The sequence below is a fragment of the Pantoea sp. XY16 genome, from assembly GCF_025153065.1.
Taxonomy (GTDB): Bacteria; Pseudomonadota; Gammaproteobacteria; order Enterobacterales; family Enterobacteriaceae; genus Pantoea; species Pantoea alfalfae.
In genome coordinates this window covers 1-17,396 of the sequence record NZ_JANZNP010000020.1, presented here as the reverse complement: position 1 = coordinate 17,396, position 17,396 = coordinate 1, and the positions used below count along the sequence as shown (strand labels likewise).

The window sequence follows — 17,396 nt, the reverse complement described above, 5'->3', positions numbered from 1 at the left end:
CATAATGAGTGAGAAACGATGACTCTGAACCTGGTAAGTGAGCAGTTACTGACTGCTAACGGCATTAATCAGCAGGACCTATTTTCCCTGTTAGGGCAGCTTTCAGAACGTCGTCTGGATTATGCCGATCTCTATTTTCAGTCCAGCTTTCACGAATCCTGGGTGCTGGAAGACAAAATCATTAAAGATGGCTCATACCATATCGATCAGGGCGTCGGCGTGCGCGCGGTCAGCGGTGAGAAAACCGGCTTTGCCTATGCCGACCAGATTACGCTGAATGCGCTGCGTCTCTCCTCTGAAGCGGCTCGCAGCATTGTACGCGAACAGGGAAACGGCAAGGCCCATACGCTTTCTGCCGTGATGAACCGTTCACTCTATTCGGCGGTCGATCCGCTGAGCAGCCTGACGCGTGAAGACAAAATTGCCCTTCTGCATCGCGTCGATAAAGTCGCCCGCGCGGCTGACCCACGTGTGCAGGAAGTCAATGCCAGCCTGACCGGTGTTTACGAGCAGGTGCTGGTGGCGGCCACTGATGGCACGCTGGCGGCAGACGTTCGTCCGCTGGTTCGCCTCTCTATCAGCGTTCAGGTTGAAGACCAGGGCAAGCGTGAGCGCGGCGCAAGCGGCGGCGGTGCACGCACCGGTTATGCGTTCTTCCTTGAAGATGAAAATGGCGACGTGCGCGCTGACGCCTGGGCGCGTGAAGCGGTGCGCATGGCGCTGGTTAATCTCTCTGCGGTGGCGGCTCCTGCTGGCGCATTGCCGGTAGTGCTGGGTGCGGGCTGGCCGGGCGTGCTGCTGCATGAGGCGGTCGGTCACGGTCTGGAAGGTGACTTCAACCGCCGTGGCACCTCGGTGTTCAGCGGTAAAATCGGTCAGCAGGTCGCGTCTGAGCTGTGTACCGTGGTGGATGACGGCACCCTTGAAGGGCTGCGCGGCTCACTTGCGGTGGATGATGAAGGCGTTCCCGGTCAGTACAACATGCTGATTGAGAACGGGGTGCTGAAAGGCTACATGCAGGACAAGCTGAATGCGCGACTGATGGGCGTCAGCCCGACCGGGAATGGGCGTCGTGAATCTTATGCACATCTGCCGATGCCGCGCATGACTAACACCTATATGCTGGCAGGCAAATCATCGCCGCAGGATATTATTGAAAGCGTTGAGTACGGCATCTATGCGCCGAACTTTGGTGGCGGTCAGGTGGATATCACCTCCGGCAAATTTGTCTTCTCAACCTCAGAGGCTTATCTGATTGAAAACGGAAAAATCACCAAACCGGTCAAAGGTGCCACGCTGATTGGCTCCGGCATTGAAGCGATGCAGCAAATCTCGATGGTAGGTAATGACCTGGCGCTGGATAAAGGCGTGGGCGTCTGCGGTAAAGAGGGCCAGAGCCTGCCGGTCGGTGTCGGTCAGCCCACCCTGAAGCTGGATAAACTGACCATCGGCGGCACCGCCTGATGTGACCTCAACAACCCGCCGCCCGGCGGGTTGTCAGCTTTTACGGTGTTGCTGATACTGTTCAGCCACCTGTTCAAAATAGCCGGTCAGATAATCGATGCAGACCTGCACCTTCAGCGGCAGTTTATCCTTCTCGGTATAGAGCGCATACACCGGACGCGGATCGGACTGATAGTGCGGAAACAGAATATCGATCTCGCCTGCGGTGATCTCATCAATCACCCACATCATTGGCACATAAGCGATACCATTGCCCGACTTCAGCCAGCGGATCAGCGTCAGCGAATCATTTGTTACGAAACGTCCCTGTGGTGCCAGGCGGGTCACCAGGCCTTCCGGCGCAATCAGCTCAAAATTGTTGTCGGGCCGTACGCTATATTCCAGCCAGGAAAAATTATCGATATCGCCCGGCTTCTCCGGCGTGCCGTGCTGGGCAAGATAGCTTTTTGCGGCACACACCACCATCGGCATCGCGCCAAGGCGACGCGAAAAGAGACTGGAGTCTTTTAATGCGCCCACCCGAATCACCAGATCCAGACCATCCGCAATCAAATCCGGGGCCGGAACGCCAGTAACCAGATTCACACTCAGCCCCGGATACTCCCGCAGCATATCGCTGGTCATACCGGCTAACACATTCTGCGCCATGGTCGAGGAACTGCCGATCCGCAACACGCCAATCGGCGTATTGTTAAACGCGTAAAGCTGTTCATGCACCTGCGTCGCCTCCGCCAGCATACGGCGGCAGCCCTGATAATAGATTTTACCCGCTTCGGTCAGTCCGATACTGCGGGTACTGCGATTCAGCAACTTAACCTGCAATGCATCCTCCAGTTTCGCGACGATCTGGCTGATGGATGAGACGCTCAGATGGAGCTGACGAGCCGCCGCGGTAAACGAACCGAGTTCGACCACTCTGGCGAAGACAGACATACCTTTCAGTCGTTCCATTATTTACTCTGGCTTAAAAGTGATTTAGATCACATTCAGTAGAAAACGTATAGTCAGGCGCGTTATTATAAGCGCGCCGGGGTATTTCCCGGTGATTCTTCATTGCCTGATACCCTTCGATGATACGCTATTATTAAGCCAGCTGCGGTTCGGATAACGCTGCCAGAGGGGTTTCCTGCGACATCTGAAAAGGCAACGAAGTATCCCGGCAAGGTCGAACTAAGGATTTGTGATGAGTGTGCTTCCGGTATTTGTCATGTTTGGGCTTTCTTTTCCGCCCGTTTTCATCGAATTGATTATTTCACTGATGCTGTTCTGGTTAGTGAAACGCGTGCTGACGCCGAGCGGCATCTACGATCTTGTCTGGCATCCGGCACTTTTTAATACAGCGCTTTACTGCTGTGTGTTTTACCTTGTCTCCCGTTTATTAGTCTGAGGTTGAAGTGAAAGCACTCATAAGAAAAATCGCGCGCTACGCGATCACTATTCTGCTGGTCATCATCGCAGTGGTTATCATCTTCCGCGCCTGGGTGTTCTATACCGAATCACCCTGGACCCGTGATGCACGTTTTGCGGCTGACGTGGTGGCGATTTCGCCTGACGTCACTGGCCTGATTACTGAGGTTCCGGTACATGACAACCAGCTGGTGAAGAAGGGCGATACGCTGTTTGTGGTTGACCGCCCTCGCTATCAGAAGGCACTCGATCAGGCACAGGCAGATGTTGAATATTACCAGGCCCTGGTGAGTGAAAAACGTCGCGAAGCCGGCCGCCGCAACCAGCTTGGCACCTCTGCGATGTCGCGCGAGGCGATCGAGCAATCCAATAACGATCTGCAAACCAGTGAGCATCAGCTGGCAAAATCGGTGGCGACGCGCGATCTGGCGAAGATCGATCTTGAGCGCACCACCGTGAAAGCACCCTCCGATGGCTGGGTCACCAACCTCAACGTCTACCAGGGCGAATTTATTACCCGTGGTTCTGTGGCGGTGGCGCTGGTTCAGCAGCACTCTTTCTATGTGCTGGCTTACCTGGAAGAGACCAAACTTCACGGCGTGGAGAAGGGCTTCCGCGCGGAAGTGACTCCACTTGGCAGCAACATCGTGTTGCGTGGCACCGTGGACAGCGTCGCGGCGGGTGTCACCAACAGCAGCAGCTCGGTCGACAGTAAAGGCATGGCAACGGTAGATTCCAATCTGGAGTGGGTCCGTCTGGCGCAGCGTGTGCCGGTGCGCATCCGGCTTGATCAGCAGCCCGGCAATCGCTTCCCGGCGGGCACAACAGCGACAGTGGTGATCACCGGTCAGGCCGATCGTCAGCCTGAACAGGTTTCACCGATGGTCCGACTGTTTAATCGCCTGCGTGAGTTTGGTTAAGAGGGCGATATGATCGAGTTCCTGCGGTTCCCGGTAAAGCTCACCTTTGCGCTGGTGTTAGCGCTGATGGTGGGTTTTCACTTTAACCTTGAAACGCCGCGCTGGGCGGTGATGACCGCCGGGATCGTGGCAGGTGGTACGGCATTTGCGGCAGGCGGCGATCCCTATTCCGGGGCACTACGCTATCGCGGTGTTTTGCGTATTATCGGGACATTTATTGGCTGTATCGCCGCGCTGACCATCATGATTGCCACCGTGCGTGCACCGGTCGTGATGCTGCTGCTGTGCTGCATCTGGGCAGGACTCTGCGTCTGGCTCTCTTCGCTAATTAAAGTCGAGAACTCCTACGCACTGGGTCTGGCCGGCTACACCGCGCTGATTATTGTAGTAACGGCGAACGCCAGCGGCGGTCTGACGCTGGTGCCGCAATATGCGGTTGAGCGCTGCAGTGAAATCGTACTCGGTATTCTTTGCGCTATTCTGGCCGACATGATTTTCTCACCCCGTTCGATTAAAAAAGTGATCGACGCGGAAGTTGATTCGCTGCTGGTGGCCCACTACCAGCTGCTGCAACTCTGCGTCGCACACGGTGATAAGGAAGAGGTCGACAAAGCCTGGAGCGCGCTGGTGCGGCGCACCACGGCGCTGAATAGCATGCGCAGCCAGCTGATGATGGAGTCATCACGCTGGAAGAACAGCAACCGCCGCTTGCAGATGCTCAATACCCTGTCACTGACGCTGATAACGCAGGCTGCCGAAACCTTCCTCATTCAGAATTCCCGCCCGGACTACATTCCGCCCCAGTATCGGTTGATGGTTGAAAAACCGGCCTCGACGGTTGAAGAGGTGCATAAGCGGATGAAAGTGATGCGCCGGGTGATTGGTGCCAGCGGCAAATCAACGCCGGTCACGCTGGCCAGCTGGGTAGGCACTGCTACCGAATATCTGTTGCTGCTGAAAGGAATCAAAAGTAATAGCCGGATCACCTCGCTGGAAGAGGAGATTCTGCAGCGCGAAGTGGTGATTCAGGCGCGTTCGGCTGAAACACATCATGCGATGATTAACGGCATCCGCACCTTCGTTGCAACCGCATTGGGTTCACTGTTCTGGCTCTATACGGGCTGGACCTCTGGCAGTGGCTGTATGGTAATGCTGGCCGTAATTACCGCGCTGGCGATGCGTATGCCTAACCCGCTGATGATGGCCAAGGATTTTCTCTACGGCATGACGGTCGCGGTTCCGCTGGGGGCGCTCTATTTTATGTATGTTCTGCCCGCGACACAGCAGAGCGCACTACTGCTTTGCATCGCTATCGGCATACTGGGTTTTATCGGCGGCATCTTTATTCAGCGGCGTCAGCTCGGCACGCTGGGCGCGTTGATTGGTACGCTCAACGTGCTGGTTCTCGATAATCCGATGGAATTTCACATTAACGTCTTCCTCGATAATGTGCTCGGTCAGGTTATCGGCTGCTTTGTCGCGATGATGGTCATTCTGCTGATTCGGGATAAATCGAAGGCGCGCACCGGCCGCAAACTGCTGAACCGCTTTATGTATGCAGCGGTCTCGGCCATGACCACCAATCAGGCGCGTCGGCGTGAAAATCATCTGCCAGCGCTCTATCAGCAACTGTTTTTGCTGCTGAACCTGTTTCCGGGTGATATCAATAAATATCGCATCGCTCTGACGCTGATCATCGGTCATCAGCGATTACGCGACGCAGAAGTGCCAGTTAATGCCGATCTCTCTGCGTATCACCGACAGCTGCGTTACACCGCCGATCGGGTGATCTCCGCCAGCAGCGACGACAAGCGCCGTTACTACTTTGAACGTCTGCTTAAAGAGCTGGATGTCTATCAGGAAAAACTGGTCCATTACGAGGCACCCGTCAGCGTAACGGAACCGGTCAAACGACTGGCGACGATGCTGGATAAGTACCAGAACACACTCATCCAAATCTGAATCTGGCCGCTGCGACCTGCAGCGGCCTGTGCAATCCCCACCCATCACAAAATCTGTCGCTTTTGCCAACTATACTCTCCAGACGGAAGAGCAAAACTGACAGGAGCGAATCAATGAAATCACTGCAAGAGAGCGAACTGTTCCGGACCGGCTATTTAGCGGACGGTCAGTGGCATCAGGCGGCGTCCACGTTTGACGTGACTAATCCGGCAACCGGCGAGGTGATTGCGCAGGTGGCAAAAGCCGGTAAGGCGGAAACGGAACAGGCTATTGCCGCAGCGGAACGTGCCTTTCCCGCCTGGCGGGCGCAGACCGCAAAAGCGCGCGCTGAAATTCTCAATCGCTGGTACCAGCTGATCATTGAGAACAAGCGCTGGCTGGGGCAACTGATGACCACTGAACAGGGCAAACCCCTGAAAGAGGCCGAAGGGGAAGTGGAGTACGCCGCCAGCTTTATTCAGTGGTTCGCCGAGCAGGCGAAACGGGCGAACGGCGAGATTATTCCGCCCGCAAAACCCGGATCCCGCATTCTGGCGACTCGCGAACCGATTGGCGTAGTGGCTGCCATTACGCCGTGGAATTTCCCGATGGCGATGCTGACCCGCAAACTGGGGCCCGCGCTTGCTGCGGGCTGCACCGGCATCATTAAACCTGCTAATAACACGCCACTCTCTGCTTTTGCCCTGCTGGTACTGGCGAAGCAGGCGGGCGTGCCGGATGGCGTGCTGAATGCGGTGGCGGGTGATACCCATGCTATCAGCGATGCGATCATGGCCAGCAAAGCGGTGCGTAAAATCTCGTTCACCGGCTCAACGCAGGTGGGCAAGCTGCTGATGCGTAATGCCGCCGAAACCATGAAGAAAGTGTCGATGGAACTGGGAGGCAATGCGCCGTACATCGTATTCGACGATGCCGACCTTGATGCCGCCATACAGGGTGCCATTGCCAACAAATTCCGTAATGCGGGTCAGGTGTGCGTCAGTGTTAACCGCTTCTATATTCATAACGCTGTCTATGATGCGTTTACTGAGCAGCTGGCAGCCGAAGTCAGCAAGCTCAAAGTCGGTAATGGCATGGACGAAGGCGTGATTGTCGGACCATTGATTGAAGCGTCGGCGGTGGAAAAAGTTGAGCAGCACGTTAAAGACGCGGTAGCAAAAGGCGGCAAACTACTGGCAGGTGGTGAGCGCCATGCGCTGGGTGGCAACTTCTGGCAGCCTACGGTCATTACCGAGGCGCATGAAGGCATGCAGCTTGCGCAGGAAGAGACCTTTGGTCCGGTGGCTGCCTGTTTCCGCTTTGATGATGAAGATGACGTCATCCGCCGCGCCAATGATACGCCATTCGGCCTTGCTGCTTACTTTTATACCCAGAATCTGCAACGGGTGTTTCGCGTTTCAGCGGCGCTGGAAAGCGGCATGATCGGCATTAACGAATGTGCCGTTTCCACCGAGCTGGCGCCGTTTGGTGGGGTGAAAGAGTCGGGTCTGGGCCGCGAAGGTTCGGTACTGGGTATGGAAGAGTATCTGGAGGTCAAAGCGCTGCACCTGGGCGGTTTGAGCTAACGGTCATGAACGGGCGGCAGAGGTCGCCCGCAGACGGAGCATGGGAGCCGTCAGCATGAAAATCGAGCGTTTTGATTTTAATGAAATAGTCGACCAGGCCCATTTCTTTCGCCAGTTCAGCGAGCGATTTGCGCTGGAGGAGCGCCGCATCTGCGATCTGGATGGATTGTGGGATGTTGTGACAGGGGATCTGTTACCGATGCCGCTGGAGATTGAGTTTGTCAATCTGGGTAGAGGACAGCGACGGCGTTATGGCGCGCTGATTCTGTTATTTGATGAAGCGGAAGAGGAGCTGGAAGGCCGGCTGCACTTTAATGTCAGATAATACATCAGATGAAAAAAGGCCCCGGCGAGCGGGGCCAAAGGGTTCGTCATTAATCTGACGAGGAATTACTTATAAAGCTGCGCGGTGATGTGATAGTTATCACCGGTACGCGCCTCGATCACTTTATAGGCGCTGGCACCCTGCTCATCCGCTTTCTGTGAAAGCTCTGCGCGGTAATCCATCGGTGATCCCGCGGTTCCACTGATGGTCACGGTACCCGCAGGCTGCAGATTCTGCGCCTGATCGCCGGTTACCAGCTGTGCGGCAGAAGCGCCGAACGCAATAACGGAAAGCAGACTGACTGTAGCAATGGTTGTTTTGATATTCATGATTATCTCCTCATTACATTCAACAACCTGCGGTTACTCGTAAGGGCGGGTCGTCGATATTTGTTATGCGCCTTCAGACGTCATCACAGTTAATTATTTATAAAGCTCAGCGGTGACATGCCAGGTGTTGTCCTGGTTGTTTTCAATGATGCGATAGTGGCTTGCGCCCTGTGCATCTGCTTTCTCTGACAGCACCTGACGGATATGCGTCTGGTCGCCGTTACGTCCACCGATGCTGATGGTCTGATTCATGGGCTGCAAACCCTGCGCCTGTTCATTCGATACCAGGCTGGCGGCGCTGGCACCCACTGAGAACAGGGACGCCAGACTAAGAGCAGCAATTGCTAATTTAGTTTTCATGGTCAACTCTCCTGAAGATTTTGCTTCAGCTCTCCGGAGCGCAAAAAGGCGCGTCAGACAGAAAGCTGCTGGCATTATTGGGTTTAGTTATACAACGCGGCGGTAGCGTGATAATTGCCGTTGTTGTAAGCCTCGATCACGCGATAGGCTTTTGCGCCCTGCTGATCCGCTTTGTCACTGAGCTTCTGTTTGATATCCATCGGTGAACCCGCGACGCCGCTGACACTGATGGTGCCGACAGCCTGCAGATCCTGTGCCTGCGCGGCATCAATAGATTCTGCTGCTACTGCACCAAATGAGAGTGCAGAGAGAATGCTCAGGGTAGCGATGGTAGTTTTTACGTTCATAGATATTTCCTCGTCGTCTATTTTTATCTTTCTAGTTAGTGTGATTTGCATCACGAAAAGAAGTATAGAACTAATAACGATAGAAATTAATACCCGGCTAATAATGTTTTTTTGTGATTCTTTATCCTTATGCCTACTTTTAATAACTTAACGTTATAAAAACAGCATAAAAAATAGCCTTTACGACGATTTTAATTACAAAAACAGTGAGATAGATCACTTTAGCGTTTAGTGCGAAACTATGAAGCGTATTGGGCTGGAGTTTGATCTGGATCCGGGCAATGGTGCCGGATCAGTGATGTAAAGCAGTGTAAAATAGCGCAGAAGGTTAAGCAGAGTAAACGAACTGACCAGGAGTCAGGTGTATTGAATCAGGCTTATCAGTATTAAACAGCGGAGCAGTGTGACGCAAAACTATGGGCAGAGAGAACAAACTGACGACCTGGGGCAGGATAGCAGGCCGTCAGTCAGCGGTCAGAGTTCCTGTTCAAACAGGTTGAGGATCGCGCTGTGCAGCTGCTTAACCGTAAAGTCGCGCGCACGGGTAATAAAGATTGTGTCATCGCCAGCGATCGTGCCAAGAATCCCATGCGCTTTGCCCAGCGAATCCAGCATACGTGCAATCAGCTGTGCTGCGCCCGGACTGGTATGAATCACCACCAGCGCATCGTTGTAGTCGATATCCAGTACCAGGTTTTTTAACGGGCTGGTGGTGGTCGGCACGCCCAGTTCAGCGGGCAGGCAATAGACCATTTCCATCCTGGCATTACGGGTGCGTACTGCACCAAACTTGGTCAGCATCCGCGAGACTTTGGACTGATTGATATTTTCAAAGCCCTCATCCTGAAGCGCCTGAACAATTTCGCCCTGGGAACTGAATTTTTCTTCTTTTAATAAGGCCTTGAAAGCCTTGATCAGATCGTCTTGTTTCGATGGGTTTCGCATAGGTTACCAATAAATAGAGAGAATAACCGCGCATCCGCCCGCGGCAGAGTGGTGATTATGCATTTAAATGCATTTTTATGCAATCGGTCGATTGATGAGCAGAGTTCGGGCGGCTAGCGGGCGGCGATAATAGCAAATAAATTCGCTCAGACCAAAACCCCCGTCACAGCCCCGAAAGGCGAAGGTTGCAAAGTTGTTATATTATTGGTGGTGTAGTATCAGAAGTAGTAACAGAAAACGCACACAGCCGTTCTCTGTCTGACGACGGCAAAGTTGTCGGTCATTCAGGCGCAATGATAAGTAACTTTTGAATCCGGCGAGCAAGTGTGAAAACACGTAGAATTAACAGCGGATATTTATCATCGCCTGAGCAGTTGATTAAGGTCTGACACAGATAGAATTTCGGCCCATCTCTGCCCCACCTTAATAAGGAGTTAAGAATGAAAGTTGCCGTTCTCGGTGCCGCTGGCGGCATAGGCCAGGCGCTCGCACTTCTGCTCAAAACCCAGCTTCCCGCAGGTTCAGAACTCTCACTGTATGACATTGCGCCGGTTACGCCTGGCGTTGCCGTTGATCTCAGCCATATTCCTACTGCTGTAGCTATTGAAGGTTTTAGTGGAGAAGACGCCACGCCTGCCTTACAGGGTGCCGATGTGGTACTGATTTCTGCTGGCGTCGCACGTAAACCCGGTATGGATCGCGCGGACCTGTTTAATGTAAACGCAGGCATTGTTCGTAACCTGATTGAGCAGGTTGCCACCACGGCCCCTAAAGCGCTGATTGGCGTGATTACCAATCCGGTCAATACCACTGTTGCTATCGCGGCAGAAGTGCTGAAAAAGCACGGCGTTTACGACAAAAACCGTCTGTTCGGTGTAACCACGCTGGACATTATTCGTGCTAACACCTTTGTGGCCGCGCTGAAAGGTAAGCAGCCGGATCAGGTGGAAGTGCCGGTGATTGGCGGCCACTCTGGCGTAACCATTCTGCCGCTGCTGTCACAGGTCAAAGGCGTCAGCTTCAGCGATCAGGAAGTGGCTGATTTAACCAAACGCATTCAGAACGCCGGCACAGAAGTGGTGGAAGCTAAAGCGGGTGGCGGATCGGCCACGCTGTCGATGGGCCAGGCGGCTGCACGTTTCGGTTTATCACTGGTACGTGCGCTGAAGGGCGAGGCGAATGTTATAGAGTGTGCTTACGTGGAAGGCGAGGGCGAATATGCCCGCTTCTTCTCTCAGCCGCTGCTGCTCGGTAAAAACGGGATTGCTGAACGCAGACCAATTGGCACACTCAGCGCTTTCGAACAACAGGCGCTGTCAGGCATGCTCGATACGCTGAAGAAAGATATTGCTCAGGGTGAAGAGTTCGTTAAGCCGTAACTGACGGATCAGACTTGCAATAACGCCCGGCTTTGCCGGGCGTTTTCATTACAGGCCGCCAGATTTGAAGGCGCGGGCTGCGGGCGTACCGTTGCTGGCAGGGAGCTTCTTGCCCAGGGTTTCCATGCGCATCTGGAATGGTGGGAACGGCATTTCAATACCGTGTTGTTCAAATCCGAGCAGAATCAGCTGGTGCAGTTCATGACGCAGCGGCATACGGTGCCCCATCTCTGCAGCATGTACCCTGATCTCAAACAACTGAATCCCCTGCTGCAAATCGACGAGGAAGGCTTCCGGCTGTGGCGTATCAAGCACATAACTGCAGCGCTCAGCCGCCTGAACCAGAATGGTGGTTACCTGTTCACTGCTGACTTTGGCCGGGGCCGGGATGGTGAGCACCACACGCGTTACGGAATCGGACAGCGACCAGTTAATAAACTGCTCGGTGATAAAGGCCTTGTTTGGCACGATGATCTCTTTGCGGTCCCAGTCGGTAATGGTGGTAGCACGCGTATTAATACGAGTGATGCTGCCGGTCAGGTCGCGGATCGTCACAGTATCGCCGATACGAATGGGCTTTTCGAACAGGATAATCAGACCGGAGATAAAGTTGGCAAAAATCTCCTGCAAACCAAACCCGAGTCCCACACCCAGTGCGGCAACCAGCCACTGTAGCTTCGACCATTCAATACCAATCATGGAGAAACCAATCAGCCCGCCAATCAACAGCAGCAGATATTTGGTCAGTGTGGTAATGGCGTAACCGGTACCCGGCGTCAGATTAAGATGCTGCAACAGTGCCAGCTCAAGCAGCGCGGGCATATTGCGCACCAGCTGAGTGGTGATGATAAACACCAGAATAGCAATCAGTACTGAACCAAGGGTGATGGGCTGAATCGACTCCACGCCCTGTACGGACGTACTGACATCCCACAGCTGAATATTCTCCAGGAAGCCGAAAGCCGAGTGAATTTCTGACCACAGCACGATCACCGAGACCAGGGCAATCAGCGTCAGGATAGAACGCACCAGCCGCAGCGACTGCGCACTGATCGCATCGAGATCAATCACCGGTTCTTCGATTTCAATCGCGTCGGTATTCAGCGCGCTTTGCTCTTTCTCTTCTTCACTACGCGCCCGGTTAGCCAGCATATCGGCACGGCGCTGACGGGCGCGGTCAAAACCAAGACGGCGACGCTGAATCAGCATCCAGCGCCGGATAATGTGATAGATAACCAGCAGCAGGAACCAGATGGCGACTGAGGTTTCCAGTCGCGCCAGCAGCGCCTGCGCGGTCGCCAGATATCCCACTGCGGAGGCGAGGGCAGCCATCAGCGGCATGGCGATCATCAGGTTCCACAGCATCCGGTTCACCATATTCTCGCCATTCCCCTCTTTATCGAGATAGAGCGGAATACCGGATCGCTTCAGGCTTACCGTAACAATGCTGATTGCTCCGCAGATCAGGATGAAACAGAGGCGACCCAGCGACGAGGAGAACTGCCGATCTTCCAGGTTGCCAAAGGCGATCAGCAGCATAATCAGCGGCACAATCAGGCCGATGCTCAGCGAGTAGTAGCGCATGGCGCGCGCTACCCGGTTCTGCGGCCAGCGGAAATGCACAATGAACAGACCATTCGGGCGGGCAAAGGCGGCACTGATCATAAATGCCCACAGCAGCGGCAGCGTGGCGGTAATGCCATCGCCAATCGCCACGGCGATAGGGTAGGGCCAGGCGTTCTGCAAGCCGTAACCCAGTGCGCCCCATAACACCGGCAGCGGCAGCGCCACCAGAATCGACCAGAACACGGTACGAATAGTCAGGCGGAAACGATCCTGGGTGACCTTGCCGACTTTGCTGGCAGAACGTTCAAGAAAGGCATTGAAGTGGCGGCGCGAACTGATGCTGAAACCGACCAGCAGCAGGGCACCAATAATCGGCAGCACCGAGTTGCGGCTGGTAAACATCATCGCCATGGCTTTGCCAAGCTGGCCCAGCGTATCCAGCGACAGCAGGCGGGAAAGATCTTTAGCCAGATCCAGCGGATAACTCAGACCGATCGGACTGACGTCAGCGGTCCAGAACAGATAGCGGTGCGTCGCGTCTTTGACTTCCGTCAGCGCATCCTGCAGCTGGGTGTTGCCGACCTTGAGCTTAGTGATCTCCAGGATCAGGGTGTCACAGCCGGAGATCAGGGAGTTGAGCAGTTCACGCTGGGTGCGTAGCTGCGCATCAAGAATACGCTTCTGTTCTGCAGTGAAGGGCTGACCATCTGCCTGCCGTCCTTTGCGCAGCGTCTCCTGACGCTCCAGCAGATCTTCGTAATAGAGACGCTGTACGCGAAGCTGTGCCATCTCATTATCAATCTGCTGAGACTTAGGCATCTCCGGCAGACGCGCGACCTGCGCCCGAAGCGCTTCGCCCAACAGATTAGAGGCGCCCAGCCACTGCGACTGTTCTCTCAACGTAGAGAGCGCCTGACGGACCTGAATAATCTGGTTGGTGGCCAGCCGCTGCTGCGATGCCACCAGATCCATACGCTGCGCCTGCTGATTCAGCGCAACTGAGAGTTCGCGGTTAACCCGAAACTGATCGCTAATCGCCGGCGGCAGATCGCCGCTATTTTCCGCCAGTTGCTCGGTGCGGGCGAGAGCGACTTCCGCTTCACGTTGCCGCTGATCATTGAGCTGGTTGCGCAGTGCCTGCAGATAGTTATCAAGCTGCGTCGCTTTACGCTGGTGAACTTCAGCCCGCATCCGCGCCAGTTCCTGACGGTTATTGGCGGAGAGCTGGGCCAGCTCAAGTTCATCAACGAGCGCTTTATTTGCGGCGCTTTCCGCCTGGCGAGCGGCCAGTTGCAGCTGGCCCTGTGGTGAACTGGTGCTGACGCCCTGCAGCCGGCGTTCACTCTCCGTCATCGCCCGGCGCGCTTCAGTCTGCTGCTGCGGCAATTGCGACAACGAATCGCTGATTTCCCGCGCCCGATCCTGCTCCTGGCGTGCCTGACGACCCTCTTCCAGCAACTGGCTGCTGACCTGCAGAATCTCCTGATCCAGCTCGGCGCTGCTCATGTTGCTGCGTACGGTTTTTCCGCTGTCGCTTAGTGTGGCGATCTGCTGACGCAGTTCGCGCGCCAGACGCGGAAAGTCATCAATCACCTGCTGATATTGCGCCGCGCGCTCCAGCGAGTCATCGCGTTCGGAGAGGAAGTTTAAGGCAGCTTCAATCGTCTGGATCTGTTCCGCCTGGGATGGAGAACTTTTGGCCGATTTTATCTCTTCCAGCTGCTGTTTGAGCTGGCTGGCATCAGGAAGGCTGGCCGCGAAGGCCGGGCTGCTGAGCCACAGGCTCAGCAGCAGGAGGAGAATCGAACGCACAGAGGACACTCAATTTAGTCGATGATGACGTCGGAAATGTCTGTTGCAACCGGCAGCACAATCGCCAGCGGTTGACCCAGACGGGTTTTGCTTTCTGCTTCCAGACTTTCAGCCAGTTTGACGCGACCAGGCGCGAACAGGTTGATGACCGTCGAACCGAGTTTAAAGCGACCCATTTCCTGTCCTTTCAGCAGTACTACCGCACCTTCATCATCCGCTGCCGGATAGTGCCAGCGTTTGATCACACCTTCACGCGGTGGGGTGATGGTGCCCGCCCAGACGGTTTCAATGCTGCCGACAATCGTCGCCCCCACCAGAATCTGCACCATCGGTCCGATATCCGTTTCGAAATAGCAGATGACGCGCTCGTTACGGGCAAACAGATTGGGAATATTACGCGCGGTCAGCGGGTTGACTGAATAGAGATCGCCAGGCACATAAATCATCTCCCGCAGGATACCGTTGCACGGCATATGCACGCGGTGATAATCGCGCGGAGCCAGATAGGTGGTGACGAACTCACCATCCACAAATTGAGCGGCCATCCGCTCATCTCCCGCCAGCAGAGCATCGATGGTGTAGTGATGACCTTTAGCCTGGAAAATCTGATCGCCATGAATATGGCCGAGCTGGCTGATAGCACCATCTGCGGGCAGGGCGATCAGGCTGGCATCGGCATCCACCGGACGCGCATCGTCTTTCAGCGGACGGACGAAAAAGTCATTAAATGTCCGATAACTGGCGGTATCGGGCTTGCGCGCCTCCGCCATGTCGACTTTGTAAAACCAGACAAAGATGTCAATGACCAGTTTGGTCAACCAACCACCGCGGCGACTGGCGCCCCAACCGGCAAGTTCAGTCAGCCATTTCTTCGGGAGAATATGATTCAAGCCGAGTTTTAAACGATCAAACACCTTAGCCTCCTGGCTATTTCAGGACATGGTAAAAAGGGGGCGGATTGTAGCAGTGCCCCGTTCAGATGGCGACTATACCTGATTTCCGGCACGCTGCACGGTCCGGACGCATGATCGGAATCTGCTTCGCAAAATGCAGCGACTTATCCGCTCAGACGCGGTTATACCGATTAACTTTCACCCTCAGGGAAATTTTTACGCGTTTTTACCTGTGCCATGCTCTCCAGAATACGGTGGTAGTTATCGAAACGGGATCGGTTGATTTTTCCCTGTTCGACCGCTTCACGAATCGCACAGCCGGGATCGCTGCCATGTTTACAGTCACGGAATTTGCAAGAGCCCAGGAAAGGGCGGAATTCAACAAATCCTCGGGTAACCTGTTCCGGTTCCAGATGCCATAAACCAAACTCACGCACACCAGGAGAATCAATCACGTCGCCGCCGTGCGGGAAATGATACAGGCGCGATGCGGTTGTAGTGTGCTGGCCTAAGCCTGAGCCATCCGACACTTCTTTAGTGAGAATCGCGACCTGCTCTTCTTTATCGAAGCCGAGCAGGGCGTTCAGCAGGCTCGATTTGCCGACGCCAGACTGACCGGCAAAGATACTCACGCGGTCGGTTAAGGCCGCTTTCAGATCGTCCAGGCCATTTTTCGCCCGGCTGGAGACCATCACCACGCGATAGCCAATATCACGATAGATATCCATCTGCTGATCGACTAAGACGCGCGCTTCGTCATCCAGCAAATCGGTTTTGTTCAGGACCAGTAAGGGTTCAATGTCCAGCGTTTCGCTGGCCACCAGATAGCGATCGATGATGTTCAGTGACAGTTCCGGCAGGATTGCAGAGACGATGATGATCTGGTCGATATTCGCCGCCATCGGCTTCACGCCGTCATAAAAATCGGGGCGGGTTAATACGCTGGTGCGTTCGTGCACTGCTTCAACTATGCCTTTGCCGCCGCTGGTCGCCGGACGCCACAGCACGCGATCGCCCGTGACCAGCGAACGGATAGTCCGGCGGATATTGCAGCGGTGGGCGACGCCTGCACTATCTTCAACATCAGCATGCATGCCAAAACGACTGACAACGACCCCATCTGCAGCTTCACCAAACAGGTTGTCATCCGCTTCCGGACGCTCTTTGCGCTGGTTGAGACGGCGATCGTGGTTAGCGCTTACGCGGCGTTGTTGGCCCTTCGACAGTTTATTTTTACTCACTCACCCTCACAGCGTTAGCCAGATTTCGCCCGGCTGGGCAAAACGTCTATGATACACCTTATTCATCGTGAATGACGACTACCGCAACCGCAGGAAACAGCATGGCTACTGGAAATGAACAGAATCTGATCTGGATTGATCTTGAGATGACCGGACTGGATCCGACGCACGATCGTATTATTGAGATTGCGACCCTGGTGACGGACGCCAACCTGAACATTCTGGCGGAAGGGCCGGTCATGGCCGTCCATCAGTCCGATGCGCAGCTGGCGCTGATGGATGAGTGGAATGTCCGCACCCACACCAACAGTGGTCTGGTTGCGCGAGTGAAGGAAAGTCAGATTGACGATCGCGCAGCCGAACTGGCGACCATTGAATTCCTGAAACAGTGGGTGCCGGCTAACACGTCGCCAATCTGTGGCAACAGTATCGGGCAGGATCGCCGCTTCCTGTTTAAGTATATGCCTGAGCTGGAAGCGTACTTCCACTATCGTTATCTGGATGTCAGTACCCTGAAAGAGCTGGCTCGCCGCTGGAAACCGGAGATCCTGCCTGGCTTCAAAAAAGGCGGAACGCACCAGGCGCTGGATGATATCCGCGAGTCGGTGGCGGAGCTGGCCTACTACCGCGAACACTTTTTGCAGCTTTAATCGACGACGGGTGCGCATGAAATCACCAGGTTGCTGATTTAATCAGCAAACGCGCTGAAAGCGAAAAATTTTGCTTTCAGACGCTTGCAGCAGCAACGATTTCTCGTATAATGCGCACCCCGTACCGGTGAAGAATTTAGTATCGGTACAAGGCGCGGGAATAGCTCAGTTGGTAGAGCACGACCTTGCCAAGGTCGGGGTCGCGAGTTCGAGTCTCGTTTCCCGCTCCAG

Annotated in this window: 16 protein-coding genes and 1 tRNA gene; 9 read left to right on the top strand and 8 right to left on the bottom strand. The window is 54.7% G+C overall.

The features are described from left to right. Window positions 1–18: 18 nt before the first annotated feature. Window positions 19–1,464: a metalloprotease TldD gene (tldD, locus tag N1689_RS21540; RefSeq protein ID WP_222924936.1), complete on the top strand. Its 1,446-nt coding sequence runs from the start codon at window positions 19–21 to the stop codon at window positions 1,462–1,464. A gap of 33 nt (window positions 1,465–1,497) precedes the next feature. On the opposite strand, the gene aaeR is transcribed toward tldD, so the two are convergent. Further along, window positions 1,498–2,415 (bottom strand): HTH-type transcriptional activator AaeR, encoded by a 918-nt coding sequence (aaeR, locus tag N1689_RS21535; RefSeq protein WP_135907618.1) that lies wholly within the window; start codon window positions 2,413–2,415, stop codon window positions 1,498–1,500. 232 nt (window positions 2,416–2,647) lie between these two features. On the opposite strand from aaeR, the gene aaeX reads away from it, so the two are divergent. The 5 genes from aaeX to N1689_RS21510 all read left to right on the top strand — a co-directional run bounded on the left by aaeX (window position 2,648) and on the right by N1689_RS21510 (window position 7,643). After that, entirely contained in the window at window positions 2,648–2,851 is a 204-nt protein-coding gene (gene aaeX / locus N1689_RS21530; RefSeq protein WP_003855277.1) for a p-hydroxybenzoic acid efflux pump operon protein AaeX, read from the top strand. Between the two features lie 7 nt (window positions 2,852–2,858). After that, window positions 2,859–3,791, top strand: a complete 933-nt coding sequence (gene aaeA / locus N1689_RS21525) for a p-hydroxybenzoic acid efflux pump subunit AaeA (RefSeq protein ID WP_010256061.1) — start codon at window positions 2,859–2,861, stop codon at window positions 3,789–3,791. 9 nt (window positions 3,792–3,800) lie between these two features. Further along, the gene (aaeB, locus tag N1689_RS21520) at window positions 3,801–5,753 is read left to right on the top strand and encodes a p-hydroxybenzoic acid efflux pump subunit AaeB (RefSeq protein ID WP_161735988.1); all 1,953 of its coding nucleotides are present in this window, start codon (window positions 3,801–3,803) and stop codon (window positions 5,751–5,753) included. A 113-nt stretch (window positions 5,754–5,866) separates the two neighbouring features. Further along, a complete protein-coding gene (locus N1689_RS21515) occupies window positions 5,867–7,318 on the top strand; it encodes an NAD-dependent succinate-semialdehyde dehydrogenase (protein ID WP_260060202.1) in 1,452 nt (483 codons plus the stop codon). Between the two features lie 55 nt (window positions 7,319–7,373). Then, entirely contained in the window at window positions 7,374–7,643 is a 270-nt protein-coding gene (locus N1689_RS21510) for a barstar family protein (protein WP_033734738.1), read from the top strand. Between the two features lie 65 nt (window positions 7,644–7,708). Here the strand turns inward: N1689_RS21510 and yhcN (N1689_RS21505) are convergent, their stop codons facing one another. The 4 genes from yhcN (N1689_RS21505) to argR form a co-directional block, all read right to left on the bottom strand. Further along, the gene (gene yhcN / locus N1689_RS21505) at window positions 7,709–7,972 is read right to left on the bottom strand and encodes a peroxide/acid stress response protein YhcN (protein ID WP_161735990.1); all 264 of its coding nucleotides are present in this window, start codon (window positions 7,970–7,972) and stop codon (window positions 7,709–7,711) included. Between the two features lie 93 nt (window positions 7,973–8,065). Beyond that, window positions 8,066–8,332, bottom strand: coding sequence for a YdgH/BhsA/McbA-like domain containing protein (locus N1689_RS21500; protein WP_161735991.1), 267 nt, complete (start codon window positions 8,330–8,332; stop codon window positions 8,066–8,068). 83 nt (window positions 8,333–8,415) lie between these two features. Next, window positions 8,416–8,679, bottom strand: coding sequence for a peroxide/acid stress response protein YhcN (yhcN, locus tag N1689_RS21495; protein ID WP_098052264.1), 264 nt, complete (start codon window positions 8,677–8,679; stop codon window positions 8,416–8,418). A 474-nt stretch (window positions 8,680–9,153) separates the two neighbouring features. Continuing rightward, window positions 9,154–9,624: a transcriptional regulator ArgR gene (gene argR / locus N1689_RS21490; RefSeq protein ID WP_013359192.1), complete on the bottom strand. Its 471-nt coding sequence runs from the start codon at window positions 9,622–9,624 to the stop codon at window positions 9,154–9,156. Window positions 9,625–10,064: 440 nt separating this feature from the next. Here argR and mdh point away from each other — a divergent pair, with 440 nt between their 5' ends. Next, complete coding sequence (mdh, locus tag N1689_RS21485) at window positions 10,065–11,003, top strand: malate dehydrogenase (RefSeq protein WP_161734944.1); 939 nt, start codon at window positions 10,065–10,067, stop codon at window positions 11,001–11,003. Window positions 11,004–11,051: 48 nt separating this feature from the next. Here mdh and mscM read toward each other — a convergent pair whose 3' ends face one another. The 3 genes from mscM to rsgA form a co-directional block, all read right to left on the bottom strand. Beyond that, window positions 11,052–14,381 carry a miniconductance mechanosensitive channel MscM gene (mscM, locus tag N1689_RS21480; RefSeq protein ID WP_161734941.1) on the bottom strand — a complete coding sequence of 1,110 codons (3,330 nt, stop codon included), beginning with the start codon at window positions 14,379–14,381 and terminating at the stop codon, window positions 11,052–11,054. Between the two features lie 14 nt (window positions 14,382–14,395). Beyond that, window positions 14,396–15,295 (bottom strand): archaetidylserine decarboxylase, encoded by a 900-nt coding sequence (asd, locus tag N1689_RS21475; protein WP_161734938.1) that lies wholly within the window; start codon window positions 15,293–15,295, stop codon window positions 14,396–14,398. 170 nt (window positions 15,296–15,465) lie between these two features. After that, a complete protein-coding gene (gene rsgA / locus N1689_RS21470; RefSeq protein WP_161734935.1) occupies window positions 15,466–16,515 on the bottom strand; it encodes a small ribosomal subunit biogenesis GTPase RsgA in 1,050 nt (349 codons plus the stop codon). A 101-nt stretch (window positions 16,516–16,616) separates the two neighbouring features. Here rsgA and orn point away from each other — a divergent pair, with 101 nt between their 5' ends. Further along, window positions 16,617–17,165: an oligoribonuclease gene (gene orn / locus N1689_RS21465; protein WP_003855299.1), complete on the top strand. Its 549-nt coding sequence runs from the start codon at window positions 16,617–16,619 to the stop codon at window positions 17,163–17,165. 154 nt (window positions 17,166–17,319) lie between these two features. Next, window positions 17,320–17,395 (top strand) — tRNA-Gly (locus N1689_RS21460). Window position 17,396: the final 1 nt, after the last annotated feature.

What these genes read in the sequence shown, in the direction of transcription:
- aaeB (WP_161735988.1), top strand. Translation starts at nt 3,801, where the DNA reads ATGATCGAGTTCCTGCGGTTCCCGGTAAAGCTCACCTTTGCGCTGGTG.
- N1689_RS21500 (WP_161735991.1), bottom strand. Translation starts at nt 8,332, where the DNA reads ATGAAAACTAAATTAGCAATTGCTGCTCTTAGTCTGGCGTCCCTGTTC.
- yhcN (WP_098052264.1), bottom strand. Translation starts at nt 8,679, where the DNA reads ATGAACGTAAAAACTACCATCGCTACCCTGAGCATTCTCTCTGCACTC.
- tldD (WP_222924936.1), top strand. Translation starts at nt 19, where the DNA reads ATGACTCTGAACCTGGTAAGTGAGCAGTTACTGACTGCTAACGGCATT.
- orn (WP_003855299.1), top strand. Translation starts at nt 16,617, where the DNA reads ATGGCTACTGGAAATGAACAGAATCTGATCTGGATTGATCTTGAGATG.
- mdh (WP_161734944.1), top strand. Translation starts at nt 10,065, where the DNA reads ATGAAAGTTGCCGTTCTCGGTGCCGCTGGCGGCATAGGCCAGGCGCTC.
- aaeR (WP_135907618.1), bottom strand. Translation starts at nt 2,415, where the DNA reads ATGGAACGACTGAAAGGTATGTCTGTCTTCGCCAGAGTGGTCGAACTC.
- argR (WP_013359192.1), bottom strand. Translation starts at nt 9,624, where the DNA reads ATGCGAAACCCATCGAAACAAGACGATCTGATCAAGGCTTTCAAGGCC.
- aaeX (WP_003855277.1), top strand. Translation starts at nt 2,648, where the DNA reads ATGAGTGTGCTTCCGGTATTTGTCATGTTTGGGCTTTCTTTTCCGCCC.
- yhcN (WP_161735990.1), bottom strand. Translation starts at nt 7,972, where the DNA reads ATGAATATCAAAACAACCATTGCTACAGTCAGTCTGCTTTCCGTTATT.
- N1689_RS21510 (WP_033734738.1), top strand. Translation starts at nt 7,374, where the DNA reads ATGAAAATCGAGCGTTTTGATTTTAATGAAATAGTCGACCAGGCCCAT.
- N1689_RS21515 (WP_260060202.1), top strand. Translation starts at nt 5,867, where the DNA reads ATGAAATCACTGCAAGAGAGCGAACTGTTCCGGACCGGCTATTTAGCG.